Here is a 24,084-nt window from a genome sequence, read left to right on the forward strand (position 1 = left end):
CCCGTCGCGCCAATGCTAACCGTCCCGCCCTGGCAGAGAGGGTCAGCCGAGCTCGACCACGACCGGGGCATGGTCGCTGGGCGCTGTGGTGCCCTTCTTGGGGCGGCGTTCGTCCTTCACGATCTCGGCGCCGGTGACCCGCGAGGCCAGACCGGGGGAGCCGAGGATGAAGTCGATGCGCATGCCGCGGCGCTTCTGGAACGCCAGCTGGGTGTAGTCCCAGTAGGTGTAGATCCCCGGCCCTTCGGTGAAAGGTCGCACCACGTCGGTGAATTGGGCGTCGTGCATGGCCTGGAAGGCGGCCCGCTCGGGCTCGGACACATGGGTGCGGCCGTCAAAGACAGCCATGTCCCAGACGTCCTCATCCTTGGGGGCGATGTTCCAGTCGCCGACCAGCGCGATGGGCTTCTCCGGATCGTCCTTCAACCAGCCGGCAGCAGTATCCCGCAGGGCGGCAAGCCAATCCAGCTTGTACGCGTAGTGCGGATCGGCCAGGGTGCGGCCGTTCGGCACATAGAGGCTCCACACCCGCACCCCACCGCAGGTCGCGCCCAACGCGCGGGCCTCAGCGGTGGCCTCCACTGGTTCTTTTCCGGGGCTACCGCCCCATACCGGCTGACCCGAGAACCCGATCTCCACGTCATCCAGGCCGACCCGAGACGCGATGGCCACGCCGTTCCACTGGTTGAGCCCGACGTGGGCCACCTCGTAGCCCAAGGCCGCGAACGGCATCATCGGGAACTGCGCGTCGGTGCACTTGGTTTCCTGCATGGCCAGTACGTCGACGTCAGCGCGCTCCAGCCAGTCGACCACGCGGTCCACTCGGGTTCGGATCGAATTGACGTTCCAGGTGGCCAGGCGCATGAAGTAAGAGGGTAGAGGGTTCGGGTCGGCGTCAGCCGAGGACGTCGTCGGCCGCGACGTACCGGGTCTGGTGGTGCAGCCGGAAACCCAGCGAGGTGTACAGCACGATCGCCGCGTGGTTGTCGACCTCCACCTGGACGTAGGCCCGCCGGGCACCTGCCTCGGCACCCCAGGTCGCCAGCGCCGCGCACACCGACCGGGCGTGGCCCTGCCCGCGTTGGGCGGGGGAGACCCGGACCGACGAGATACCCAGCCAGGGCGTCCCGTCCGGAGCCGTCGTCACCGCACCCCGGCCCACCGCGCAACCGGGGACCGTCGCGAAGGTCAGCTGCCCGTCGACCACGGCCGTCAGGACATCGACGGGGACCTCGCGTTCGTAGATCTCGAGCCACTGTGCGTCCGGTTGCTGCGCCAGCGTGACACTCGACGGCGAGGGTTGCGCCGGCGTGACATTCGGGGAGGAAGAGGGAGGGGCCGGCAGCTCACGCACCATGACCCGGGCCGGCTTGATGCCAGGGGTGCGAAGCGGCAGGAGCCGCTCGGGCAGGGCCAGCCAGGCCGGCAGGCCACGTTCGCGGTACCAGTCGCGCACCGCGGCGAGATCGGCGATCTGGGCCGACATGTCCAACGGGATCGCCGAATTGGCGCGGCTGGTGACTCCGTGTCCAGCACGCAGCAGCCAACCGCCCAACCATTGCTGCTCGACGCCCGGCCAGGCCAGCGCCGCAGCATGTTCGAGCGCGCGGATCTCCGATGCCCGCACCGGGGCGTGCGACAGCTCGCGCACGCTGACGATGTCGGCCGGCGCGACGTCGACGAGCTCGCCGTCCTTGGTCCGGATCAGCACCGTCGGCTCGAGCTGCTCCAGGTGCCCGATGACGTCGGTGAGCGGCTTGGCCGACCCGGCGGGCAGCTGGTACCGAAGGCTGACCCGCGACCCGAGCGCGGGTAATGCCGGCATCAGTGCCCGAACGGGTCCGGGACCTCGCCGGGCATCCAGGACAGGCCGGGTACACCCCAGCCGTTGCGCTTGACGGTCTTCTTGGCAGCCCGCGCGTAGCGGCCCACGAGGCGGTCGATGTAGAGGAATCCGTCGAGATGCCCGGTCTCGTGCTGCAGCATCCGGGCAAACAAGTCGGTGCCCTCGAGAGTGACCGGCGAGCCGTCGGCGTCCAGGCCCGTGACCCGTGCCCAGTCGGCCCGGCCGGTCGGGAAATTCTCGCCCGGCACGGACAGGCAGCCTTCCTCGTCATCGTCGGGGTCGGGCATCGTCTCGGGAACCTCGGAGGTTTCCAGCACCGGGTTGATGACGACCCCGCGGCGGCGTGTGACCTGTCCACGGGTCGGGGCGCAGTCGTAGACGAACAACCGCTTGGCCACACCGATCTGGTTGGCGGCCAAGCCAACCCCGTTCGCGGCGTCCATGGTGTCGAACATGGTCTGGATGAGTTCGGGTAGATCCGCGGGCAGCGAGCCGTCCGGGCCGACAGGCACCGGCTCGGTCGGTGTGTGCAGAACGGGATCCCCGACGATGCAAATCGGTGCGACGGCCATGGGGGAAGCTTAAGGTGGCAATCCTTCTCACCCGACTCGCGGGTTTATGTGTCAGCTCAAGCCAGCAAGCCGTGGTTGAATAATCGCCGAACCACAGCGATGTTATTTCTCACGTGTCGGAAGGGTCCAGGGAGCAATATGGACGGCGCCATGGCGCGGGCTGAGCAATCCGGGGACGACTCTGACCTGAGCGATGGGCTCACCCGGCGCGAGCACGATATTTTGGCCTTCGAACGCCAATGGTGGAAGTACGCCGGCAGCAAGGAAGACGCGATCAAAGAGCTCTTCTCGATGTCGGCTACCCGGTATTACCAGGTGCTCAACGCACTGGTGGACCGCCCCGAAGCGCTGGCCGCCGACCCGATGCTGGTCAAGCGGCTACGGCGGCTGCGGGCAAGCCGTCAGAAGGCGCGCGCCGCGCGGCGGCTCGGCTTCGATATCACTACCTAAAGGTCACGCAATGAGGGATCGGGCGGTTCGCTCGATACAGTGGTGGCGATGAATCAGCGAGACTCCTCCGGGCTGCCCCTGCGCGCCATGGTGATGGTGCTGTTGTTCCTCGGGGTCGTGTTCCTGCTGGTCGGTTTCCAGGCGCTCGGCTCCGACGACGACTCAGCGGATCAATCGTCGTCCGTGGCCACCACGACGGCGACGACCACCACAAAGACATCGGCAAAGGCTGCGCCCGCACCCGACGTCAAGGCCGACGTGCGCGTGTACAACATCTCCGACGTTCCTGGTGCGGCCGAAACCGCGGCCAACCAGTTGCGTGAGGCGCACTGGAATGTCACCGAGACCGGCAACCTGACACTGGAAGGTGTTGCCGGCACCACGGTGTTCTTCGGTGAGACCCCCGATGAGAAGGAAGCCGCCGAAAATGCGGGCAAGGTGTTGCATGCGCCCGTCGAACCCCGACGCCCCGAACTTCTCGAGCAACCACCGGGCGTGATCGTGGTCGTCACCGGCTAGGCTTTGGACCATGCTTAAGTCCGTCGGTGTTGCCGTCCTGTTCGCCGCCCCTGTCGTCGCACTGAGCGCCTGCAGCCCTCCCGGTCAGGTCCCGTCCGACACGCCCGGGACCACCCCGGCGATCTGGACCGGATCGCCGTCGCCCTCGGCCGCTCCCGGTGAGCACGGTGCACCGGCCACCAGCGGCGGCGAGACCCTGACCGCGGAACTCAAGACCGCCGACGGCACGTCCGTGGCAACCGCCGACTTCCAGTTCGCCGACGGCTTCGCCACCGTGACCGTCGAGACGACCGCCCCGGGCAAGCTGGCTCCGGGATTCCACGGCCTGCACATCCACTCCGTCGGCAAGTGCGAGGCCAACTCGGTGGCCCCCACCGGCGGTGCACCCGGCGACTTCAACTCGGCCGGCGGCCACTTCCAGGTGTCCGGGCACAGCGGTCACCCCTCCAGCGGTGACCTGAGCTCGCTGCAGGTCCGCGCCGACGGCTCGGGCAAGCTGGTGACCACCACCGACGCATTCACCGCACAGGATCTGCTGGGCGGCGCCAAGACCGCGATCATCATCCACGAGAAGGCGGACAACTTCGCCAACATCCCGCCGGAGAAGTACCAGCAGGTTGTCGGCGGCGCGCCGGGTCCCGATCAGGCGACCATGGCCACCGGCGACGCCGGTAGTCGGGTGGCGTGCGGTGTCATCGGCGCAGGCTGACAGCCGCATCGACTTCGCCGGGTCGCCCCGGCCTACTGTCGGCGTCGAATGGGAGTTCGCTCTCGTCGACGCCGACAGTCGTGATTTGAGCAACGGTGCCGCCGAGGTGATCGCCGAGGTCGGCGAGAGCCCGCACGTGCACAAGGAATTGCTGCGCAACACCATCGAGATCGTCACCGGAATCTGCGAGAACACCGGTGAGGCGATGGACGACCTGCGCGGCACGCTCGGCTCGGTGCGCAAGATCGTGCACGACCGCGGCATGGAGCTGTTCTGCGCAGGCACTCACCCGTTCGCGAAATGGTCGGCGCAACAGCTCACCGACGCGCCGCGATACGCCGAGCTGATCAAACGCACCCAGTGGTGGGGCCGGCAGATGACGATCTGGGGCGTGCACGTGCACGTCGGGATCTCCTCGGCGCACAAGGTGATGCCCATCATCTCCTCACTGCTCAACCAGTACCCGCACCTGCTGGCGCTCTCGGCGTCGTCCCCGTTCTGGGAAGGCGAGGACACCGGATACGCGAGCAACCGCGCGATGATGTTCCAGCAGTTGCCCACCGCCGGCCTGCCGTTCCAGTTCCAGACCTGGTCGGAATTCGAGGGCTTCGTCCACGACCAGAAGAAGACCGGCATCATCGACCACCTCAACGAGATCCGTTGGGACATCAGGCCGTCACCGCATCTCGGCACGATCGAGGTGCGGGTCTTCGACGGAGTGTCCAATGTCCGGGAACTCGGTGCGCTGGTCGCACTGACCCACTGCCTGATCGTCGATCTCGACCGCAGGCTCGACGCGGGCGAGCAGTTGCCGACCATGCCGCCGTGGCATGTGCAGGAGAACAAGTGGCGCGCCGCCCGCTACGGGCTGGACGCGGTGATCATCCTGGATGCCGACAGCAATGAGCGGCTGGTCACCGAAGACCTCGACGAACTGCTGAATCACCTTGAGCCGGTCGCCAAGTCACTGGGGTGCGCTGACGAGCTGGCCTCGGTCACCGACATCTACCACGGCGGCGGCTCGTATCAACGACAGCGTCGCGTGGCCGAGGAGAACGACGGCGACCTGCGCGAAGTCGTCGACGCGCTGGTCGGTGAACTCCAACTGTGAGGATGAGGGCTATGCGGCTGCGGATCTTGGCGGGGATTGTGGTGGCGGGCTTTGCCCTCTCGGGCTGCAGCACAGTCACAGTCGGCACACCGATGGCCGATCCCGATCAGACCGGAATCTCCACCCCGACCACCACCAAACGCCGCCCCAGTAGTACGGCGTCGCCGTCGACTCCCGTTTTCCCGTCCCCCGGGACCAGCGGAAAGGCCAGCACCCCACCACCCAACGGCATGTCGACCACCTGCCGGGAGTACTCCACGATGGATGAGGCGACCCAACTCGGCATGGTCGAGCTGCTGGCGAAGAACGGCTATACCGGGATGAAGAGAAATCCGTACATCTGGACCTCGTTCATCGGAGCCATGTGCGTGCTGGCCGACCGGGATGCGACGGTCGTCGACGCGATCAACAAAAAGGTGCCTGGCTGAGTTCGCCGGCATCCCTGGGGTGAATTGCCTTGTAATGCACTGAGATATACGGCCAGGCCTGCATCGCGGTGACCCCGTCCAGTCCGCGGATGCTCTCGTCGAGCACGTCGAGCAGATCCTCGCCGCGGGTGGTCAGCACCTCCGCCAGGACATCCCAGCGGCCGGCCGTCAGCGCGACGTAGGAGACCGCGTCCACCCGCGTCAGCGCCTCGGCCACCTTCTGCGCGCCGGCCCGGCCGTCGGTGCGGATCGCGACCCAGCTGCTGTGGCGGTAACCGAGGCGCAGCGGGTTGGCGATGCACATCACCCGAGCCGCGCCGGTCTCCACGATCCGGCTGTAGCGGGACCGGATGGTGGTCTCGGACAAGCCGAGGGCCGAAGCGAAGTCGCGGAAAGCGGCCCGGCCGTCGACGGCGAGCCGGGTGAGGATCGCCCGGTCGATGTCGTCGAGTGGGCGTGGCCGCACCGCGCCGTCAGCCAGCGCACCCGACAGCCGGGCCTGCTGATAGTGCAGCCGCAGATAGGGGAGCAGCTCCACCGAGCCCACGCCCGGCAGTGTCGCGATCCGGCCGAACGCCACATCGTGAAGTTCGCGGGCGTCGGTGCAGACCAACTCGAGCACCACCCCGTACGGTCCCGTCGTCGCCGTCACGTAATCGGCCTCGGGCAGGTGGGCGATCTCCGCGGCGAGCTCCACCGGGGTGCGCGAGCCGTCGACGGTCAGCAGGGCCAGACCCAGCGCGCGGAACCCGAGGACGGCCGGATCGGTAACGGCGGCGATGGATATATACCCCTCGCTCAACAACCGCGAAACACGGCGGCGCGCAGTCTTTTCCGTGATGTCCGCACGACGGCCCAGCTCGGCGTAGGGAATGCGGCCGTCAGCCTGCAGCAGTTCGATGAGCTGGCGATCGACCGCGTCGAGGTCGGTGTAGCCCGGATCGGACAGCAGCGTGCGGGCTGTCGCAAGCTCCGCTGACGGTGGCATCACCCGAGGTTACCGGCTCGTGCGCATTGACCAAACCGGAGGCGAAGACGATCCTGGCCCCATGACGGTCTCACCGATGTTTCCTCTCGAAGTGGCGATGCTGCCCGGCCAGGAACTGCCGCTGCGGATCTTCGAACCGCGCTACGTGGCGATGGTGGGCGACTGTATGGCCATGTCGGAGCCGTCTTTCGGGGTGGTGCTGATCTCGGCCGGCCGCGAGGTGGGAGGCGGTGACCGCCGGTGTGAGGTGGGGGCGCGGGCCTTGATCGTGGACTGCCAGGAGTTCGGTGTCGGCAAGTACCGGCTGCTGTGCGTGATGGGTGAGCGAATTCGCGTGCAGCGCTGGCTCGACGACGATCCGTACCCGCGTGCCGAGATCGAACTGTGGCCCGACGAACCGGACGACCCGGCCGATGCCGCCCGAATCGGAGACGTCGAAGATCGGATGGTGGCGCTGCTCGACCGGATCGGGGAGGCCCGCGGCACGCCGATCCGCAGCCGCGAGATCGTCGAATCCGCCGGCGTCGACCCGGAGAACCATTTGTACGCCTTGGCGTCTCGGCTGCCGATGGGACAGGCCGACCGCTATTCCATGCTGGCCGCGCCGTCGGAGGCGGCACGCGTCGAGGTGCTCAGCGAGGCCGTGGATTCGGTCGCCGCGATGGTGGAGTTCCAGCTTTCGGAGTAGCAGAGGAATGCTCGGATCATGGCATCTGTCCTGACAACCTCGGACGGCACCGACCTCGCGTTGGAGATGACGGGAACCGGCCCGCCGGTGATCTTCGTGCACGGCTCCAACGGCGGTCTCGACTCCTGGGTCGATGTCGCTCGACGCCTCGGCGCATTCCAGATCGTGCGTTATGCGCGCCGGAACCACCCACCGAGTGCAGTTGGTATGTCTCCCAACAGTTTTGCCGTGGAGGCCGCGGATCTGGCGTGCGTGCTGAGGTCGGTGACGGACTCGTCAGGAACGGACGCGCACGTCGTCGGCGGTTCCTACGGGGCGACCGTTGCGCTTCACGCCGCGCTCGTCGACCCGGACCGCATTGCCTCGCTGGCGCTGTTCGAGCCGCCCTTGCTGTTGTCCGGTGGACACCTCCTGCCGGTCCTGGACCGCTACCGGCGATTGTGCGCCGATGCCCGCTACGGCGACGCGGTGGAGCTTTTCGCCCGCGAGGTGGCCTGCGTTCCTTCCGAACTGGTGGAGGCGGCGTCGTTCGAGGTGGAAAGCGAAGAAATCGGCCGGGCCACCACGTTGTCTGCCGGTGCCGACCTCGAAGCGATGGCCCATGACGGGCGTGACGTCGACCGGTGGGCGGCCATCGCCGTGCCGGTGTTGCTCATGCAGGGCGGACTGAGTTGGCCGCCGCTGCCCGAGGGGATGGACCGCCTGGCGGAGGTGCTCCCACACGCTCGGCGAGTCGTCTGGCCCGACCAATCCCACTTCGCCACCGCGACGGTGCCCGAACGTGTTGCCGAGGAGCTTCAGCGCTTCTTCGCCACAGTGTGATGCGTCCCGTTCGTGACGCCACGGCGGCGTGAAGCCGAATCCCGGTCACCCAGAGTATTTGTCGGTCAGAACACCTTCGACGAATTCGGTGGCCATGGTGCCCTCGGTGGTGTCGGCGGGCAGGGACCGGTGGTACCGCGCCATCACATCGTCGGCACGCAACGTCGACACATCCCAGCAGTGTTCACCGAGCCACTCGGGAACATAGGGGCGGTCCTCGATGAACCACAGCTGCGCGGGATCGGGCATGTCCTCGGTATCCTCGCCCGCTTCAGCGGCCTCGGTGCGCATCTTCTCGATGAGCTCGCGGCGACGCGCCAGGTGGTCCTCGGAGAAGAAGTCGGCACTGAACGACTCGACCCCGATCCGGCTGTCCCGTGCAGACAGTTCGGTGATGCGCTCGAAGAGCAGGTCCTGCGCCTCGGCGGGCAGGTACGGCAGCAGCCCCTCGACCGACCAGGCCGTGGGTTGGGTGGCGTCGAAACCCGCGTCCCGCAAGGCTTTCGGCCAATCCTGACGCAGATCGATGGGCACCGCGACATGCCGGGCCTTCGGTACCGCCCCACGGGCCGCCAGGACTTCCTCCTTGAACTGCAGTACCTGCGGTTGGTCGATCTCGAACACCACGCTCTCGTGGATCCAAGGCAACCGCCAGGCCCGGGCATCCAGACCGGCTGCCAGGATCACCGACTGACGGATACCCGCCGCACCTGCGGCGACGAAGAACTCGTCGAACCACTTGGTCCGGGAAGCGGCGTAATTGCCGATGGCGCGGATTCGTTGAGCCATCACCCCGGTGGGCGGCCGCCAGCCCCGCGCGGCCGCGCCGTCGAGAAACATCTGTGCATACGGGTCGGTGAACAACGGAGAGTCTGCGGTGGTCTCGTGGGCACGAGCCATCGCCACCCCGAGCGCGGTGGCACCCACGCTCTCGGTGATATCCCAGCTGTCGTCGTCAGTTCTGGCCATCGCTCCCAGTCTCCCCGAATTCGGCCATCTCGTCGCGGGTCAGGAGGTCATCGCGGATGTTCTGCTCGCGGTAGGCCAACTGACCGACGCGGTTGGCCACCACAGGCGCAGTGATCAAGGTGAACAACCCGGTGAGGATCACCATGCCGATATCGGCGTGCCCACGCAGGCGGATGGCCGCACCCGCCAGCACCAGCAGCAGGCCGAGCACCTGCGGCTTGGTGGCGGCGTGCATGCGCGACAGCGTGTCGGGAAACCGGACGACGCCGATGGCCGCCGTCAACGCCAGCGTCGACCCACTCAGGATCAGGAACGCGGTCAGGATGTCGAGAACATTCATCGCTGCCCCCGCCGTGGTCGGAGTCGCCGTCGATCGTCGGTGTCGGGCACGCGGAACCGGGCCACACTCACCGAGCCGACAAAGCTGATCAACGCCAGCGCCGTCAGGCTGTAGGTGACTGTGGTGTCGAGGCTGAACGCCGCCCACGTGCCGATTCCGCACATCGTCACCGCGATCAGGGTGTCCAGGGAAACCAGCCGGTCCAGGGTGCTCGGCCCGGCCAGCACCCGGAACATGGTGATCGTGGCGGCCGCGGTCAGCATGACTGCCGAGATGATCCAGACGATCGTCATGCGCGCCCCGCCTCCCGCTCAGCTGACGGCTGCCAGTCGCTCTCCCGCTCGAAGGCCGCCACCAGCATCCGCTGAACCTGCTCGACCTGGCGGTAGAACCGCTGCACCGTGGCCTCCGAGCCGACGTCGATCAGGTGGACGTAGAGAATGCGGCGGGCCTGGTCGATCTCCAGCACGATCGATCCGGGGATCAGGTTGAAGATGTTGACCGCCAGGGCGAGCACCAGATCTGATTTCAGCGCGGGCAGATTGGCGCGCAGCACGGCCACCAGCGGCGGCGGGCCCGGCCGGATCGCCATCCAGGCCACCTGGACCGACGACAACACCAGGTAATAGCCCACCAGCAGAACAAGTTTCAGCAGCGACAGCGGATGCAGCCTGCCCTCGACGGGCACCGACGGCAACGGCAGCAGCACTGTGATGACGGCCGCGACGATCAGCCCGCTCGCCACGTTGGCCATCGTGAAGTGACCCCACAGCAGAACCCAGACCAGCATCAGAAAGCACAGCAGCCAGATCCGCAGCGCGAGGTGTCGCATCTGCAGTCTCTTCTTCGCGCGGGCGCTCATCGCGGCCCTCCCAGCACCGCCGAGATGTACTGCCCACGGTCGAGCACCTCGGTGGCCGAGCGTTCGGTGTAGGCGAAGATCGGTGTGGCCGCCACGGTCAACGCCAGTCCCACGGCGATCAGCGCAGCCGTCGGCACCAGCATGCCCGCAGGCATCCGTCCCACGCTGTCGCGGTCGGCGAACTCGATGTCCTCGATGTCGTCGAGCAGTACCGCAGGCGCCGCCCCGGCCAGATGTCCTTCAGGGGCGTCGGCCCGGGCCCGCCAGAACGCCTTCGTCCACACCCGCGCCACCACGTACAGGGTGAGCAGACTGGTGACGACGCCACCGCCGACCAGTATCCAGGCCAGCGCCGACCCGTTCGCCGCCCCGGCCTCCATCAGCGCCACCTTCCCGATGAAGCCCGAGAACGGCGGGATGCCACCCAGATTCAATGCGGGGACGACGAACACGAACGCCAGCACCGGACTGGCCGTGGCCAGTCCACCGAGCCGGTTCAGGGTGGATGCCCCGGCCTGCCGCTCGATCAGCCCGACCACCAGGAACAGCGTGGTCTGCACGACGATGTGGTGGGCGACGTAGTAGATGGCACCGGACATGCCGAGCTGGTTGCCCAGCGCGACGCCGAACACCATGTAGCCGATATGGCTGACCAGGGTGAAGGACAGCAACCGCTTGATGTCGCTCTGCGCGATCGCACCGAGGATGCCGATGACCATCGTGAGCAGTCCGGCCACCAGCAGCACCGAATCGAGGCTGCCGCCGGGGAACAGCAAGGCGTGGGCCCGGATGATCGCGTACACACCGACTTTCGTCAGCAACCCGGCGAACACCGCGGTCACCGGTGCCGGCGCGGTCGGGTAGGAGTCGGGCAGCCATGTCGACAGCGGGAACACCGCGGCCTTGATGCCGAAGGCGACCAGCAGGACGGAGAACAGTGCGTTGCGGGTACCGGCGGGCACATCGTCGAGGCGCACGGCCAGCTCGGCCAGGTTCAGCGTGCCGGTGGCGGCGTACACCAGGGCGATGCCGATCAGGAAGATCAGCGACGACACCATCGACACCATCACGTACGAGATGCCGGCCCGGACCCGTTCCTCACTGGCGCCGATGGTCAGCAGCACGAAGCTCGCGGACAACAGCACCTCGAAACCCACGAACAGGTTGAACAGGTCGCCCGCCAGGAACGCCGTGCAGACCCCGGCCGAGAGCACCAGATACGTGGGCATGAAGATCGACACCGGCTGGCGTTCGTCGCCGTCGCGGATACCCTGCCCGATGGCGTAGGCGACCACCGCCAGCAGGACGATGGCCGAGACCAGCAGCATCAGGGCCGAGAGCCGGTCGACCACGAGGGTGATGCCCAGCGGGCCCATGCCGGGCACGCTCTGTCCCCAACCGCCGACGTGCAGCACCAGGGTGCCGTCGCGGTCGGCCAGGTAGACCAGCGCCGCGCACACCGCGACCACCGCCACCAATGCGATCTGGGTGATGAGACGCTGCAACTGCGGACGCCGCCCTGCGACGAGCGTGAGCGCCGCGGCCAGTGCCGGGATGAGCACGGGCAGCGGGATCAGGGCCTGGGGCGTCATTTCGATCCCTCGAATCCGGGCAGTGCGTCGAGTTCGTCGGGTGCATCGGTGTCGCGGGCAGTGTCGGGTTGGGGAATCTCCTCGTCGGTGCCGATTTCATCGAGCCCGGAGGTGGACTTCTGCGAGACGCGGGTGTCCTCGGGGTCGTTGCTGACCTCTTCGACGGTGGTCAGGCGGTAGGACCGGTAGGCCAGGGCCAGGACGAACGCTGCGATGCCCATGCTGATGACGATCGCGGTCAGGATCATGCCCTGCGCCAACGGATCCGCCGTGGTGGTGGAACCGTTGCTGGTGCGCCCGCGGATCGGGGGATTGCCGCCCGCTCCACCGACCGTCAGGATCAGCAGGTTGACGGCGTTGCCGATCAGCAGCAGGCCCAACAGCATTCGGGTCAGGTTGCGCTCGAGCAGTAGGTACACCCCGGCGCTGGTCAGGCCGCCGATGAGGATCAACGGAATCAGGAAGGTCGTCATCGCGCCACCGCCTTCGAGGTTGCGGGAGCTCCGACCGTTTCCACGTCCACCCGCGCACCGAGGCTGCGCAGCACGTCGAGCACCAGGCCGACAACGATGAGATACACACCGAGGTCGAAGAACAGCGCGGTCACGAGCTTGACGTGACCGAACACCGGAATGTCGAACTGCAGCACCGCCGAGGACAGGGCGGGCGCGCCCAGCAGGATCGAGGCGACGGCCGTCCCGGCGGAGAACCCCAGCCCGGTGCCCAGGATCTTGCCCGCATCCAACGGCAGCGTCTCGCCGAGTTCGTAACGGCCCCCGGCGAGGTACCGCAGCACCAGGGCCAGCCCCGCGGTGAGCCCGCCGGCGAAGCCGCCGCCGGGGGTGTTGTGCCCGGCGAAGAAGAAGTAGGCCGACAGCACCATGATGAGCGGGAAGATGATCCTGGTCGCCACTTCCAGGACCAGCGAGCGGTGCCGCGGGTCACGCGCTTCCGAGCCGCGCAGCCACGTGACGTCGCCGATGGCCGGGGTATAGGCGCCGACGGGCCCGATGTCGGGTTGCCCGGCCGCCGTACTGAGCCGCGGCGCCGCGCCGAACCGGCGGTGCCGGAACACCAGCGAGGCAACCCCGGTCGCGGCCACCAGCAGCACCATGATCTCGCCCATGGTGTCCCAGGCGCGGATGTCGACCAGCAGCACGTTGACGGTGTTGGCGCCCTGCCCGCGGTAGTAGGCGGCATCCGGCAACAACTCGGCGATACCGGCGCCGGTGCGGGCTGCCATCGCGTACACCGCCAGGGAGGTGACGGCCGCGCCGACGGCCAGGGCCAGCAGGATCCGCGGAATGCGGTGGCTCTTGATGTTGGTGGCGTCGGCCTCGGCCGGCAGCGTCCGCAGCACCAGCACGAAGATCACCAGAACCAGTGTCTCGACCAGGAATTGGGTCAACGCCAGATCCGGTGCGCCGTTGAAGGCGAAGATCGCGCCACACCCGTATCCGGTCACGCCGACCAGCAGCACCGCGGCCAGGCGGTTGCGCATCATCGTCGCCCCGACCGCGGCAGCCAGCATCAGCAACCCGACCACCACGACCAGCGGCGAGTCCCACAGTGCGAACGCCGGTTGGTCGCGGGGCCCGAGGACCAGCGTCGCGACGGGCAACGCGACGAGCGTGCACAAGATCACCGACTGGGTGGCCGGCAGCGAACCGCGCTGGGTGGAACCCGTCAGTCGCAGGGACAGGACATCCAGGCCACGGATGGTGGCGTCGTACATGCGGTCGGCGTTGCCCAGCGGCAGGTAGGCGAACCGGGTGCGGGGCAGACGCCGGCGGACCAGGAACGCCGCGATACCGACCGCGAGCACCAGCGCCGAGAGGTACAGCGGAAGGCCCAGGCCATGCCACAGCGCCAAGTGGTAGCCCGACCCGCCGGGAATGGTGTTGGCGTATTCGTCGAGCACCGCGTCCATTCCGGCGGGCCACAACCCGAAGGCCAGGCCGGCGGTGGCCAGAATCGCCGGTGCCGCCAGGAAAGTCACTGAGGGACGGTGCATTTCGGCCACGCGAGCGCTGGGCTCCGACTCTCCCTTGCCGCCGAACGCGCCCCAGAGGAAGCGCAGGCTGTAGATCGTGGTGAACACCGAGCCGATCACGATGCACGCCAGCACGTAGGGTGCGGCGGTGCCGAGGGCCGGGCTGTGCAGCACCGTCTCCAGGTCGGCTTCCTTGGCGACGAACCCGAAGAACGGCGGTAGCGCCGCCATGCTCGCGGTGGCACCGACGGCGATGAGGAACAGGGGTCGGTGGTGACGGCCCAACCCGGCCAGTCGCCGGATGTCGCGGGTGCCGGTGGCGTGGTCGATCACGCCGACGACCATGAACAGCGCCGCCTTGAACATCGCGTGCGCGCACAACATGGCCAGCCCGGCCAGCATCATGTCGCTGCCGCCTGCGCCGACCATCACGGTGATCAGACCCAACTGGCTCACGGTGCCGAACGCCAGGATCAGTTTCAGGTCGTATTCACGCACCGCACGCCAGCCGGCCAGCAACATGGTCACCAGCCCCAGGCCGACCACCATGGGACGCCAGAACGACGTGTCGGCAAACCCGGGCGTCATCCGGGCCACCAGGTAGACACCGGCCTTCACCATGGCCGCGGCGTGCAGGTAGGCGCTCACCGGGGTGGGAGCGGCCATCGCGCCGGGCAACCAGAAGTGCAGGGGCACGATGGCCGATTTGGACAGGGCGCCGACGAGGATCAACGCCACCCCGACCGCGGCGGCCGTGCCGGTGGGCGGCGCGGCAATCAGCTCGGACAGCAGGTAGGTGCCGGCCATGTTGCCCAGCACCACGATGCCGACCAGCATGGCCAGGCCGCCGAACGTGGTCACCAACAGGGCCTGGGTGGCCGCCCGGCGGCTGGTGGCCCGCTCGGCGTAATGGCCCACCAGCAGGAATGACAGGACTGTGGTGGTTTCCCAGAAGATGTAGAGGATCAGCATGTTGTCGCTGACCACCAGGCCGAACATGGCGCCCGAGAAGGCGACCAACTCGGCGGCGAAGCTGGGCAGCCGTTTCTCGATGCGGCCGTCGTGGTGGTGGAAGTACTCGCCGCAGTAGAAGAGGACGAGCGCCCCGATGGCCAGCACCAGCACGCTCATGATCGCCGCGAGGGAGTCGAAGCGCAGCGTGATGTCCATCGACAGCTCGTGGACCCACGGAATGTTCAGGGTGGGAACGTGGTCATCGGTGGGCCAGTTGAGCGCGACCCAGACCAGGGAGCCCAGCGGAACCAGGGCAAGGGGATAGAACGCCATCCGACCCCATTTGGCCACCAGAAGCGGCGCCAGCGCGGTAGCGACCGCGTGGGCGAGTAGAACGGCGAGCATGGCACTCCGATCGGGTTGGGGTCGGGGTGTCGGCTACCGATGCGCACGCGCGCGCAAAGCATCGGCATGAGTGGTTATGGCTTTTCACCCATTCTACGTGGGCCGTTGTGGCCACCTTCAGCCTGCAGAGGCTCGTGCGCACAGCGAGGCCTGGATGCCGACGGCCGGGTAGGTGTTTCAGAAATACCGCAACCAGACGTACACCCAGGCCAACGCCGTACTGAGCGCGGTGACCACGATTCCGTAGCGGGTGAACCGCCAGAAGCTGATCGGATGGCCGGCCCGCTTGGCGATGCCGATGGCCACCACGTTGGCGCTCGCCGCGATGGCGGTGCCGTTGCCGCTGAAACAGGCGCCCAGGGCGAACGCCCACCACAACGCCTGACCGGTCTCCGCGTCGGGGGCCTGGGCGACCATGTCCTCCACGACCGGCGTCATCGTCGCGGTGTACGGGATGTTGTCGACGAACGCACCGACCACCGACGAGCCGAACAGCAGCGCGGTGGCCGCTCCGAACCAGTTGTCGCCGAAAGCCGATTCCGCGACCGACCCGAGCGCACCGATCACGCCGGTGTGGACCAGCCCCGCGACCATCACGAACAGCCCCATGAAGAACACCAGCGTCGGCCACTCCACCTCGGGCAGCACCTCGGCCACGTCGATGTCGGTGACCAGCAGCATCGCCCCGGCGCCCAGCAGGGCCACGATCGACGGCGCCACATGCAGCACCGAGTGCAGCGCGAACCCGACTATCACCACGTTGAGCACCAGCAGGGACCGGATCAGCAGGCGGGTGTCCTTGATGGCACGGCGTTCCTGCAGGGCCATCACCTCGTCGATGTGTACCCGGTCGGCCCGCAGGTCCGAGCGGAACAGCACCCGGGTGAACAGCACGAACAGCGCGAAGATGATGATCACGATCGGTGCCATGTGAACCAGGAAGTCGTTGAAGGTCAGGCCGGCGCGGCTGCCGATGATGATGTTCGGCGGGTCTCCGATCAGGGTGGCGGCGCCGCCGATGTTGGAGGCCAGTACCTCGGCGATCAGATAGGGCTGCGGTGCGATACGCAACCGGTCGCAGATCACCAGGGTCACCGGGGCGATCAGCAGGATGATGGTCACGTTGTCGAGCACCGGTGACGCGAAGGCGGTGATCGCCATCAGCATGACCATCAGCCGGAACGGGTTGCCGCGCGAACGCTTGGCGGCCCAGATCGCCAGGAAGTCGAAGAGCCCGGTCTGTTTGATGACGCCGACGATCACCATCATCCCGAGCAGCAGGAAGATGACGTTCCAGTCGATGCCCTGGTGCTCGGAGTGGAACACCTCGGCGCCGGGGATCAGCCCCAGCAGGGCCATCAGGCCCGCGGCGACCAGGACGGTCTTGACCTTGTCGGCTCGCTCGGTGGCGATGAACCAGAAGGCGACGACGAAGATCGTCAGCGCCAGAACCGGAGCCAGCACGAGCTGAGGGGGTCAGTCGCCCGGCCCGGCGACGGCGAGGCTGGTGAGCAGGCGCTCGAGCGTCACGGCCCCGGTGAGTCGTCCACTGCGGTCGACGACGGCGATCAGCGGGCTGCGCTTGTTGGCCATCACCGTCGCGATCTCCAAAAGGGTGGCATCGGGCGTGACGGTCGCCGGCTTGGTGGCGGGGCCGGGCAGGCAGTCACCGACGGTGAGTTTTCCCGGGCCGTGCCAGAACAGGTCCGCGTGGATCTCGTCGACGGTGCGGACCAGTGCCGGATCATCTTGGTAGGACTCGGGAATCGCCAGACGCAGCACCTGGGTTCCGGGCAGCACCGCCACCGGGCGATCGTCGTCGTCGACCACCACCAGGCCGGGTAGCCGGTTGACCACCATGAGCTGGACGGCCTTCGAAACCGGGTCGTCGATCCGCACGGTCGGCAGGTGGGCTGCGATTTCATGTGCCTGCATGAGCTCGTTCCAATGCGTCGCTAGTGTCATCGTCCTCGTTCTCCGATCACTTCGGGACGGCTCGGCTTCGGCGGTGGCTGTCAGTGTGTGCGATCCGGTGGCCGGGGACCATCGGGGCTGACACCCATTCAGCGGGGGGAATTGCCTGTATGGACAACAGTGCTGGTCTCGGGTCACGCTGGTGGGGTGAAACCGGCGCGCACCCCCGCGGCCGCGTTGTTCCGGCGGGTGTTCCTGATCAACGGGTTGATCTTCACGCTGGGCACACTGATCCTGGCGGTGTCGCCGGCCTCGGTGTCAGCGCGCATCAAGGTCACCGAGATCCCGGTCCTGGCCGTGGGTTTGGTGATCATCCTGGCCGCCAACGCCGTGTTGTTGCGGTCCAGTCTTGCCCCACTGGATCGGCTCGCCGCGTCAATGCGGCGGGTCGATCCGCCCAAGCGCAGCGATCGGGTGGACGGCCGTGGCAGCGGCGATCTGCAGCACCTGATCGAGTCGTTCAACGCGATGCTGGACCGGCTGGAGACCGAACGGACCACCGCGAGCGCGTCGGCACTGGCGGCCCAGGAGAACGAGCGGCAACGCATCGCACGGGAACTGCACGACGAGATCGGCCAGACCCTGACGGTTGCACTGCTGCGGCTCAAGCGGGTTGTCGACCGGGCGCCCGAGTCGATCCGGGACGAACTGGCCGACGCTCAGGAGATCGTGCGGTCCAGCCTCGACGAGGTACGGGAGATCGCCCGGCGGCTGCGTCCCGATGCGCTGGAGGACCTCGGGCTGCACAGCGCGCTCAATGCGCTGTGCACCGACTTCGGTCAGGCTTCCGGGATCGCGGTGGTCAAACATATTGCGCCGCAATCAGGTCGGTTGAAACCGGATGTCGAGCTTGTGTGCTATCGAATCGCTCAGGAGAGCCTGACGAATGTGGCGCGGCATGCCGAGGCCGGCAAGGTATGGCTTGATCTGCACACCGGCGTAACCGATCTGACGCTGCGGATCGCCGACGACGGCCGTGGTGGCGTGGATGACGAGGGGGCCGGTATCAACGGCATGCGCGAGCGTGCCCTGCTGGTGAACGCCGAGCTCTCCATCACCTCACCGCCAGACGGCGGCACCGAGGTGCGGCTGGTGATCCCGCTCTGATGTCCGCACGCATCCTGCTCGCCGACGACCATGCACTGGTCCGCAGCGGCCTGCGCATGATCATCGACGCCGAACCGGATCTGCAGGTGGTGGCCGAGGCCGCCGACGGACATGAGGCGGTGACCGCGCTCGGGACGACGCCGGTGGACCTGGCGATCCTCGACATCGCGATGCCGCGGATGACGGGCCTGCAGGCCGCTCGGGAGATCAACCGGACGCATCCGAACGTGCGGATCCTGATCCTGTCGATGTACGACAACGAGCAGTACTTCTTCGAGGCGCTCAAGGCCGGAGCATCGGGCTACGTGTTGAAGTCCGTGGCCGACCGCGACCTGCTTGAGGCCTGCCGGGCGACGATGAGAGGGGAGCCGTTCCTGTATGCGGGCGCGGTGACGGCGTTGATCCGCGACTATTTGCACCGGTCACGCCAGGGCGGTGAACTGCCGGACACGATCCTCACCCCGCGTGAGGAGGAAGTGCTCAAACTGATCGCCGAGGGCTACTCGACCCGTGAGATCGCCGCGACGCTGACGATCAGCGCGAAGACAGTTGACCGGCACCGGACCAACATCCTGGCCAAACTCGGGCTGCGGGACCGGCTGGCGCTGACGCGTTACGCGATCCGCGCCGGACTGATCGAACCGTGAGCCCATACCGGAATGGCATGTGACGCAACGCCGATGCCCCAGCCCATGATGGGCCAGACCGGCCAGAAGTACCAGCCGCCACCGCCGAGCCCGACGGCAAGCCAGATGCCGAGCATCAACAGGGCACCGGCGAGGTAGGCGGCCAAGTGGATCCGGACGCTCATCCGGGCGGCCCGCTGCTGAGCGGCGTGACGCCGGGGATCGTGACGTCGTAGTCGGCCGACGGGGAGGTCCCCGACGAGCCGACGCAGTTGGTCGGCGGTCTGCGCCTGGAACGTCGACTGCAGTCGATCCTCGTACTCGGGCATCGTCAGATAGCCCTGGGTGAGTGCCTGGCCGAGGTCGTTCGCGGTCCGTGAACGTTCCCGGTCGCCGGCGCGGGCGGTTTCAACGGTGTGTAAGGCGGTGTCGGCCATTTCAACTCCCGTGAATCTAGTCAGTGACAAGTTGGACTATGCCACTCCAACTAGCCACCGTCAAGATATGGTTTTGGCCGCTTCCCCTTCGGCCAACTCGCGCAGGGTGAGCAGCTGTTTACGCATCATCACCACGTCACCCAGTGCCAGCGCCCAGCCGAGGATCCGGTTCGTGCCGAAACGCACCCGCACGTGCAATCGAGTGCCGCCGGCGTCGGCCTGGGTGGCATACGTGACCGCGACCGTTCCGGATCGCAGCGTGATGTGCTCGTCGTCGACGAACGAGTCCAGCGTGAAGATCTGCATGAAGCGTTGGCCGACCGTGAGGTGGGCGAGCTCCGGGTCCCGGGTGCGCGGACTGCGCCTGCCGAAATTGTCGAGCAGGTCGTAGCTGTAGGGCGCGACGCGCAGTTGGCACAGCCACCCGAACACGATCGACGGTGGTGCATCGATGCCGATCGCCCGGTCCGCGCACACCGCGGCGTCGGGAGCGAGGGCATCGCACGGTAGCGGTGTGGCACGTTCATGCGTCGTGGCGCCCCAGTTCGCGATCATGCCGGAACGTTCGGACGCGGACGGAGTTGGCCGGCAATGCGTTTGAGTGCGTAGCGCACCGCCACCTTGTGGCCGCCCGAACCGATTACCAGCGCGCGATAGGCCTTTCCGTGGATGCCAGGAAAGGCGGCCCAGGTCTGTGAGCGCACCCTGGTGCGATGCGGGCCCAGGTCGTCCAGTTCGAACACCCACTCGTAGATCGAGAAGGGATGACGGCCCTTGAGTACCAGGCGCCGGCGCGGCGTGCACTCGCCGATCGCGAACCCGATCGGAGCCCGCGGCTCGGTCGGGTCACCGCACATTGCTCGGAGGACGGCGGCCCATGTCGTGGCAGCGTCGGCGTCGACTGCTGTGGCATGCTCATCGATATAGGGTAAACGTTCCATATAGAAGGACTGTACTAGAAGATGGCGCCTCCTCGGAAGCATGAAACCGACGCAATTTTGGATGCGACGCGGGCCCTGGTGCTCTCTGAAGGGCCCAGGGCGGCAAGTGTTGCGGCGATTGCCAAGGTCAGCGGCGCCCCGGCGGGCACGCTGTACCACCGGTTCGGCAATCGCAACGGTGTACTGACCGCGGCCTGGTTGCGGGCGCTGGAGCGGTTTCAATCGCGGGCGATGGCGGCGACGGGCGACGATCCGGTCGAGGCGGCGGTCGCGATGGGCGTGGCCGCTGTCGGTTTCTCCCGCGAAACCCCCGAGGACGCGCGGTTGCTGCTGACCATCCGGCCCAGTGATCTGCTCGACGGCGCGCCCGATGCAGAATTCACCGCGACGCTGGCGGCGATGAATGCGCCACTCATCGCGCGGCTACGCGATCTGGCCCGAGGTATCTACGGAAACGACGACGCGCGCACGATGGACGCCATGTCGCGCGCGGTCGTCGACCTTCCCTATGCCGTCGTGCGCCGCCACGCCAACGACGCCGAGCTGCCGGCTTGGATGGAGGAAGACCTGGCCGATTCGGTGCGGAAGTTGTTGGCCGCGCGTTGAATCCGGTTTGGGTATGGTCGGGCGTATGGATTCTGAGTCGGAAGCATCACGGGTCGTCTCGGCAAGTCGGGAGATCGCCGCGCCTGCGGAGATCCTTTTCGAGATGATCGCCGACCCGGCCCAACAGCCCCGCTGGGACGGCAACGAGAACCTGGCGAAGGCTCCGTCCGGGCAGCGGGTACGTGCGGTCGGAGATGTGTTCGTCATGGCGATCAAGCAGGGCGGCGACCGCGAGAACCGTGTCGTGGAGTTCGAGGAGGGCCGGCGGATAGCGTGGCGGCCGTCGGAAGTGGGGAAGGAACCGCCCGGTCACCTGTGGCGCTGGGAGCTGGAACCGTTGGGCGACAACCGAACCCTGGTGACCCACACCTATGACTGGTCACAGTTGACGGACGTGAAGCGTCTGGTCCGCGCCCGCGCGACCACCGCTGACAAGCTGCAGGGATCGGTCGAACGGCTCGCTGCGATCGCCGAGGGGTGAGCAGTCACATCACTCTCAGCAGTCACGGCTCGGCGCGCGGGTGTCGTTGTGCCCGCCTGTCAGCGACAATCGAGCGACAATCGCCACATGCATATCGTGAGCACCGTTCGTCACTGACGCGATGTTAACTTGCGTCACTCCATCTTCAAACAGTCTCGTGTGCAACAGATTTCGGATTGCCCACCTGCAAGCGACAGTGTCGCTGACAGTCGGGCACTGGACGGATGGGGCTGCCGAGGTCTCAGATACGCAGGAGTCGAATGTGACGGGCCACCGTGGGGGCGGAGTTACGCAGGTGGTTCAGGAGGCGATTGTCGCTCGATTGTCGCGCGCAGCTGGGCAACTCGAGTAGTGCCCTCGGGGCGGTGGCGGATGGGACAGGTGTGACTCGCGGACGGGATGCTGACCCGGGCGCAATACTCACCGCCCGGCCACACGACTCACCGTCCGGCCGCGAACTCCCGCAACGACGCCACCTGCGTCGCGTCCAGTGAGGGCCGCACGGTCTCGCGGGCTTTGGCGACATCGGCTGCGGTGACGTCGGCCGCATCGATCGACCGGCGCATCGCGGTCAACGCCGCCTCCCGCAGCAGCGCGACACAGTCGGCCGCGCTGTAACCGTCCAGCTCGGAGGCCAGCGCGTCGAGATCGACGTCAGGGGCCAGCGGGATAGATTTGCCTGCGGTACGCAGGATTTCACGACGGGCATCGGCATCCGGCGGCTCGACGAACACGAGCCGCTCCAGCCGGCCCGGGCGCAGCAGTGCCGGATCGATGAGGTCGGGGCGGTTGGTCGCACCCAGCACCACCACGTCGCGCATCGGTTCGATGCCGTCGAGTTCGGTGAGCAGGGCGGCGACCACGCGGTCGGTCACCCCGGAATCGAAACTCTGTCCGCGGCGCGGAGCCAGGGCGTCGATCTCGTCGAGGAACACCAGTGACGGTGCCGAATCCCGCGCCCGGGCGAACAGTTCGCGCACGGCCTTCTCCGACGAGCCGACCCATTTGTCCATCAGCTCGGCACCTTTGACCGCGTGCACGGACAGTTTCCCGGAGCTGGCCAGCGCCCGGACGACGAAGGTCTTGCCGCAACCGGGCGGCCCGTACAGCAGCACTCCGCGTGGTGGTTCCACACCGAGGCGCTGGAAGGTATCGGGATGCTGCAGCGGCCACAGCACCGCCTCGGTGAGCGCCTGCTTGGTCTCCACCATGTCGCCGACGTCGTCGAGGGTCACCGAGCCGACCGACACCTCCTCGGCCGCCGACCTCGACAGCGGTCGGATCACCGTCAGTGCCCCGGTCAGGTCTTCCTGCCACAGCACCGGCTCGTTGCCGTCGGCGCTGGCTCGCGAGGCTGCCCGCAATGCGCCCTCGCGGACCAGGGCGGCCAGATCGGCGACGACGAACCCCGGTGTACGGTCGGCAATTTCGCCGAGGTTCAGTTCGGCCGCCGGTACGCCGCGCAGCAGCACCTCGAGCAGAGCCTTGCGGGTGGTGGCATCGGGCAGGGTCAGCGCCAGCTCGCGGTCGCACAGATCCGGCGCCCGCAGCCGGGTATCCACCCCGACGGGCATCGCCGACGTCGCGACGAAAGCCACGCCGCGGGTGGCGACGGCGTCACGCAGCTCACTGATGATCAGGGCGGCGACCGGCTCGGGGGCCCGGTCGCCGGTGGCGGCCGGCAGCAGCGCGTCGACGTCGGAGATCAGCAGCACCCCGCCGCCGTCGCGCACGGTGGCGACCGCATCGGAAACCCGGCTGAACCGGTCGTCGGCGGCCAGCGCCCCCACCTCCGGACCGTCGAGCTCCACCAACCGCCGCTCGGCACATACGGTCCGCACCATGGTGGCCTTGCCGACACCGGCGGGGCCGGTCACCAGCACACCGAGATTGGGTGTGGCGCCCAGAGTTTCGAGAAGCTGTGGCTCGTCGAGTGACAGCTTGAGCCATTCGGTGAGCTTGCCGGCCTGGGTATGGGAGCCCTTGAGATCATCGAAGCTGACCGCAGGTTCGGCGCGTGCGGGGCTGATCGTGTGGGCACCGGTGGAATCCGACGGCGCCGACCCGACGCCTTCGAGGCCGGGTCCCCACGACACCACCGAATTCGGTTGGATGCTCACGGGTCCGGACGGATCGACCCCGGTCACCGTCAACAGCTCCGAGGTCCAGGTGATGCCCACCGACGAGCCCAGCGCCGCGGTGGCCGCCGACGTCGAGGTGCCCGGCCCCAGATCGCGGGGGAGCAGCGACACCGTGTCGCCGACAGTCATCACCTTGCCCAGCAGCGCCTGGCGCAGCGTCGCCGACGAGATCGAATCGGTCGCCAGTTTGGATCCGGTCACCGTGACCGCCCGGGCGCCGTACACCGTCACCGGCGCCACGATCACGGTGGCGTTCTCCCGCACCCCGGCGTTGGACAGCGTCACATCGTCGAGCAGGGCGGTCCCGGTGGGGGTGCCGCCGGGGGCGAGGCCGACGACGGCGGCGGTGGTACGGGATCCGGTCAACGACACCGCGTCCCACTCGCGGAGCCCGAGGGCGGCGATGGCCTCGGGATGCAGCCGGACCACACCACGGCGCGAGTCGAGCGCCGAGGTATTCAGTCGTGCCGTCAGGCGCAGATGCCCGAGCGGTTGATCCTCTTCGGCCTCGAGCTGCGACATG

The 24,084-nt window shown here is 67.5% G+C and carries 28 protein-coding genes; 11 read left to right on the forward strand and 17 right to left on the reverse strand.

The features are described 5' to 3' along the window. Window positions 1-42: 42 nt before the first annotated feature. From AC4LGL_RS20070 to AC4LGL_RS20080, 3 genes are read right to left on the reverse strand one after another with little or no spacing between them, the layout of a single operon-like run. A complete protein-coding gene (locus tag AC4LGL_RS20070; protein WP_491840303.1) occupies window positions 43-864 on the reverse strand; it encodes an exodeoxyribonuclease III in 822 nt (273 codons plus the stop codon). 31 nt (window positions 865-895) lie between these two features. Then, on the reverse strand, window positions 896-1,825 hold the full coding sequence (locus tag AC4LGL_RS20075) for an N-acetylglutamate synthase, CG3035 family (protein ID WP_491840304.1): 930 nt from the start codon (window positions 1,823-1,825) through the stop codon (window positions 896-898). Then, on the reverse strand, window positions 1,825-2,418 hold the full coding sequence (locus AC4LGL_RS20080; RefSeq protein WP_491840305.1) for a peptide deformylase: 594 nt from the start codon (window positions 2,416-2,418) through the stop codon (window positions 1,825-1,827). Before AC4LGL_RS20080 ends, AC4LGL_RS20075 begins: the two co-directional genes overlap by 1 nt. Window positions 2,419-2,556: 138 nt before the next feature. Here AC4LGL_RS20080 and napA point away from each other — a divergent pair, with 138 nt between their 5' ends. From napA to AC4LGL_RS20105, 5 genes are read left to right on the forward strand one after another with little or no spacing between them, the layout of a single operon-like run. Further along, window positions 2,557-2,868 (forward strand): nucleoid-associated protein NapA, encoded by a 312-nt coding sequence (napA, locus tag AC4LGL_RS20085; RefSeq protein WP_054601151.1) that lies wholly within the window; start codon window positions 2,557-2,559, stop codon window positions 2,866-2,868. A 48-nt stretch (window positions 2,869-2,916) separates the two neighbouring features. Then, on the forward strand, window positions 2,917-3,387 hold the full coding sequence (locus AC4LGL_RS20090; protein WP_491840306.1) for a LytR C-terminal domain-containing protein: 471 nt from the start codon (window positions 2,917-2,919) through the stop codon (window positions 3,385-3,387). A gap of 10 nt (window positions 3,388-3,397) precedes the next feature. Next, on the forward strand, window positions 3,398-4,096 hold the full coding sequence (sodC, locus tag AC4LGL_RS20095; protein ID WP_491840307.1) for a superoxide dismutase[Cu-Zn]: 699 nt from the start codon (window positions 3,398-3,400) through the stop codon (window positions 4,094-4,096). Next, complete coding sequence (locus tag AC4LGL_RS20100; RefSeq protein WP_491840308.1) at window positions 4,077-5,207, forward strand: glutamate--cysteine ligase; 1,131 nt, start codon at window positions 4,077-4,079, stop codon at window positions 5,205-5,207. Before sodC ends, AC4LGL_RS20100 begins: the two co-directional genes overlap by 20 nt. Before the next feature lie 11 nt (window positions 5,208-5,218). Further along, window positions 5,219-5,635 (forward strand): hypothetical protein, encoded by a 417-nt coding sequence (locus tag AC4LGL_RS20105; protein WP_491840309.1) that lies wholly within the window; start codon window positions 5,219-5,221, stop codon window positions 5,633-5,635. Here the strand turns inward: AC4LGL_RS20105 and AC4LGL_RS20110 are convergent. Then, window positions 5,613-6,623 (reverse strand): Lrp/AsnC family transcriptional regulator, encoded by a 1,011-nt coding sequence (locus AC4LGL_RS20110; RefSeq protein WP_491840310.1) that lies wholly within the window; start codon window positions 6,621-6,623, stop codon window positions 5,613-5,615. The two genes, AC4LGL_RS20105 and AC4LGL_RS20110, sit on opposite strands and share 23 nt — an antisense overlap. A gap of 61 nt (window positions 6,624-6,684) precedes the next feature. On the opposite strand from AC4LGL_RS20110, the gene AC4LGL_RS20115 reads away from it, so the two are divergent. Continuing rightward, on the forward strand, window positions 6,685-7,311 hold the full coding sequence (locus AC4LGL_RS20115) for an LON peptidase substrate-binding domain-containing protein (RefSeq protein ID WP_491840311.1): 627 nt from the start codon (window positions 6,685-6,687) through the stop codon (window positions 7,309-7,311). An 18-nt stretch (window positions 7,312-7,329) separates the two neighbouring features. Continuing rightward, a complete protein-coding gene (locus tag AC4LGL_RS20120) occupies window positions 7,330-8,133 on the forward strand; it encodes an alpha/beta fold hydrolase (RefSeq protein ID WP_491840312.1) in 804 nt (267 codons plus the stop codon). Window positions 8,134-8,178: 45 nt separating this feature from the next. Here AC4LGL_RS20120 and AC4LGL_RS20125 read toward each other — a convergent pair whose 3' ends face one another. The 9 genes from AC4LGL_RS20125 to AC4LGL_RS20165 form a co-directional block, all read right to left on the reverse strand. Continuing rightward, window positions 8,179-9,102: an SAM-dependent methyltransferase gene (locus AC4LGL_RS20125; RefSeq protein ID WP_491840313.1), complete on the reverse strand. Its 924-nt coding sequence runs from the start codon at window positions 9,100-9,102 to the stop codon at window positions 8,179-8,181. Continuing rightward, window positions 9,089-9,442: a monovalent cation/H(+) antiporter subunit G gene (mnhG, locus tag AC4LGL_RS20130; RefSeq protein ID WP_491840314.1), complete on the reverse strand. Its 354-nt coding sequence runs from the start codon at window positions 9,440-9,442 to the stop codon at window positions 9,089-9,091. The genes AC4LGL_RS20125 and mnhG overlap by 14 nt, the downstream gene beginning before the upstream one ends. Next, a complete protein-coding gene (locus AC4LGL_RS20135; protein WP_491840315.1) occupies window positions 9,439-9,735 on the reverse strand; it encodes a monovalent cation/H+ antiporter complex subunit F in 297 nt (98 codons plus the stop codon). Before AC4LGL_RS20135 ends, mnhG begins: the two co-directional genes overlap by 4 nt. Further along, the gene (locus AC4LGL_RS20140; protein WP_491840316.1) at window positions 9,732-10,304 is read right to left on the reverse strand and encodes a Na+/H+ antiporter subunit E; all 573 of its coding nucleotides are present in this window, start codon (window positions 10,302-10,304) and stop codon (window positions 9,732-9,734) included. The genes AC4LGL_RS20135 and AC4LGL_RS20140 overlap by 4 nt, the downstream gene beginning before the upstream one ends. Next, window positions 10,301-11,896, reverse strand: a complete 1,596-nt coding sequence (locus AC4LGL_RS20145; protein WP_491840317.1) for a Na+/H+ antiporter subunit D — start codon at window positions 11,894-11,896, stop codon at window positions 10,301-10,303. The genes AC4LGL_RS20140 and AC4LGL_RS20145 overlap by 4 nt, the downstream gene beginning before the upstream one ends. After that, on the reverse strand, window positions 11,893-12,369 hold the full coding sequence (locus tag AC4LGL_RS20150) for a Na(+)/H(+) antiporter subunit C (RefSeq protein ID WP_491840318.1): 477 nt from the start codon (window positions 12,367-12,369) through the stop codon (window positions 11,893-11,895). Before AC4LGL_RS20150 ends, AC4LGL_RS20145 begins: the two co-directional genes overlap by 4 nt. Next, the gene (locus AC4LGL_RS20155) at window positions 12,366-15,248 is read right to left on the reverse strand and encodes a Na+/H+ antiporter subunit A (protein WP_491840319.1); all 2,883 of its coding nucleotides are present in this window, start codon (window positions 15,246-15,248) and stop codon (window positions 12,366-12,368) included. The genes AC4LGL_RS20150 and AC4LGL_RS20155 overlap by 4 nt, the downstream gene beginning before the upstream one ends. Before the next feature lie 177 nt (window positions 15,249-15,425). Beyond that, on the reverse strand, window positions 15,426-16,712 hold the full coding sequence (locus tag AC4LGL_RS20160) for an ArsB/NhaD family transporter (protein ID WP_491840320.1): 1,287 nt from the start codon (window positions 16,710-16,712) through the stop codon (window positions 15,426-15,428). Between the two features lie 12 nt (window positions 16,713-16,724). Next, complete coding sequence (locus AC4LGL_RS20165) at window positions 16,725-17,213, reverse strand: CBS domain-containing protein (RefSeq protein ID WP_235849386.1); 489 nt, start codon at window positions 17,211-17,213, stop codon at window positions 16,725-16,727. Between the two features lie 156 nt (window positions 17,214-17,369). Between AC4LGL_RS20165 and AC4LGL_RS20170 the strand changes: the two genes are divergently transcribed. Next, window positions 17,370-18,329 (forward strand): sensor histidine kinase, encoded by a 960-nt coding sequence (locus AC4LGL_RS20170; protein ID WP_491840321.1) that lies wholly within the window; start codon window positions 17,370-17,372, stop codon window positions 18,327-18,329. Then, window positions 18,329-18,976, forward strand: a complete 648-nt coding sequence (locus tag AC4LGL_RS20175; RefSeq protein WP_055110531.1) for a response regulator — start codon at window positions 18,329-18,331, stop codon at window positions 18,974-18,976. Before AC4LGL_RS20170 ends, AC4LGL_RS20175 begins: the two co-directional genes overlap by 1 nt. Here AC4LGL_RS20175 and AC4LGL_RS20180 read toward each other — a convergent pair. From AC4LGL_RS20180 to AC4LGL_RS20190, 3 genes are read right to left on the reverse strand one after another with little or no spacing between them, the layout of a single operon-like run. Further along, the gene (locus AC4LGL_RS20180; protein WP_491840322.1) at window positions 18,943-19,392 is read right to left on the reverse strand and encodes a DUF1707 domain-containing protein; all 450 of its coding nucleotides are present in this window, start codon (window positions 19,390-19,392) and stop codon (window positions 18,943-18,945) included. The genes AC4LGL_RS20175 and AC4LGL_RS20180 overlap by 34 nt on opposite strands. A gap of 60 nt (window positions 19,393-19,452) precedes the next feature. After that, window positions 19,453-19,947: a hypothetical protein gene (locus AC4LGL_RS20185; protein ID WP_491840323.1), complete on the reverse strand. Its 495-nt coding sequence runs from the start codon at window positions 19,945-19,947 to the stop codon at window positions 19,453-19,455. After that, complete coding sequence (locus AC4LGL_RS20190) at window positions 19,944-20,333, reverse strand: hypothetical protein (protein ID WP_491840324.1); 390 nt, start codon at window positions 20,331-20,333, stop codon at window positions 19,944-19,946. The genes AC4LGL_RS20185 and AC4LGL_RS20190 overlap by 4 nt, the downstream gene beginning before the upstream one ends. A gap of 21 nt (window positions 20,334-20,354) precedes the next feature. Here AC4LGL_RS20190 and AC4LGL_RS20195 point away from each other — a divergent pair, with 21 nt between their 5' ends. Then, the gene (locus AC4LGL_RS20195) at window positions 20,355-20,939 is read left to right on the forward strand and encodes a TetR/AcrR family transcriptional regulator (protein ID WP_491840325.1); all 585 of its coding nucleotides are present in this window, start codon (window positions 20,355-20,357) and stop codon (window positions 20,937-20,939) included. Window positions 20,940-20,964: 25 nt separating this feature from the next. Beyond that, on the forward strand, window positions 20,965-21,420 hold the full coding sequence (locus tag AC4LGL_RS20200) for an SRPBCC family protein (protein WP_491840326.1): 456 nt from the start codon (window positions 20,965-20,967) through the stop codon (window positions 21,418-21,420). A gap of 440 nt (window positions 21,421-21,860) precedes the next feature. Here the strand turns inward: AC4LGL_RS20200 and AC4LGL_RS20205 are convergent, their stop codons facing one another. Further along, a complete protein-coding gene (locus AC4LGL_RS20205) occupies window positions 21,861-24,083 on the reverse strand; it encodes an AAA family ATPase (RefSeq protein ID WP_491840327.1) in 2,223 nt (740 codons plus the stop codon). Window position 24,084: the final 1 nt, after the last annotated feature.

This window comes from Mycolicibacterium arcueilense, from assembly GCF_058536225.1.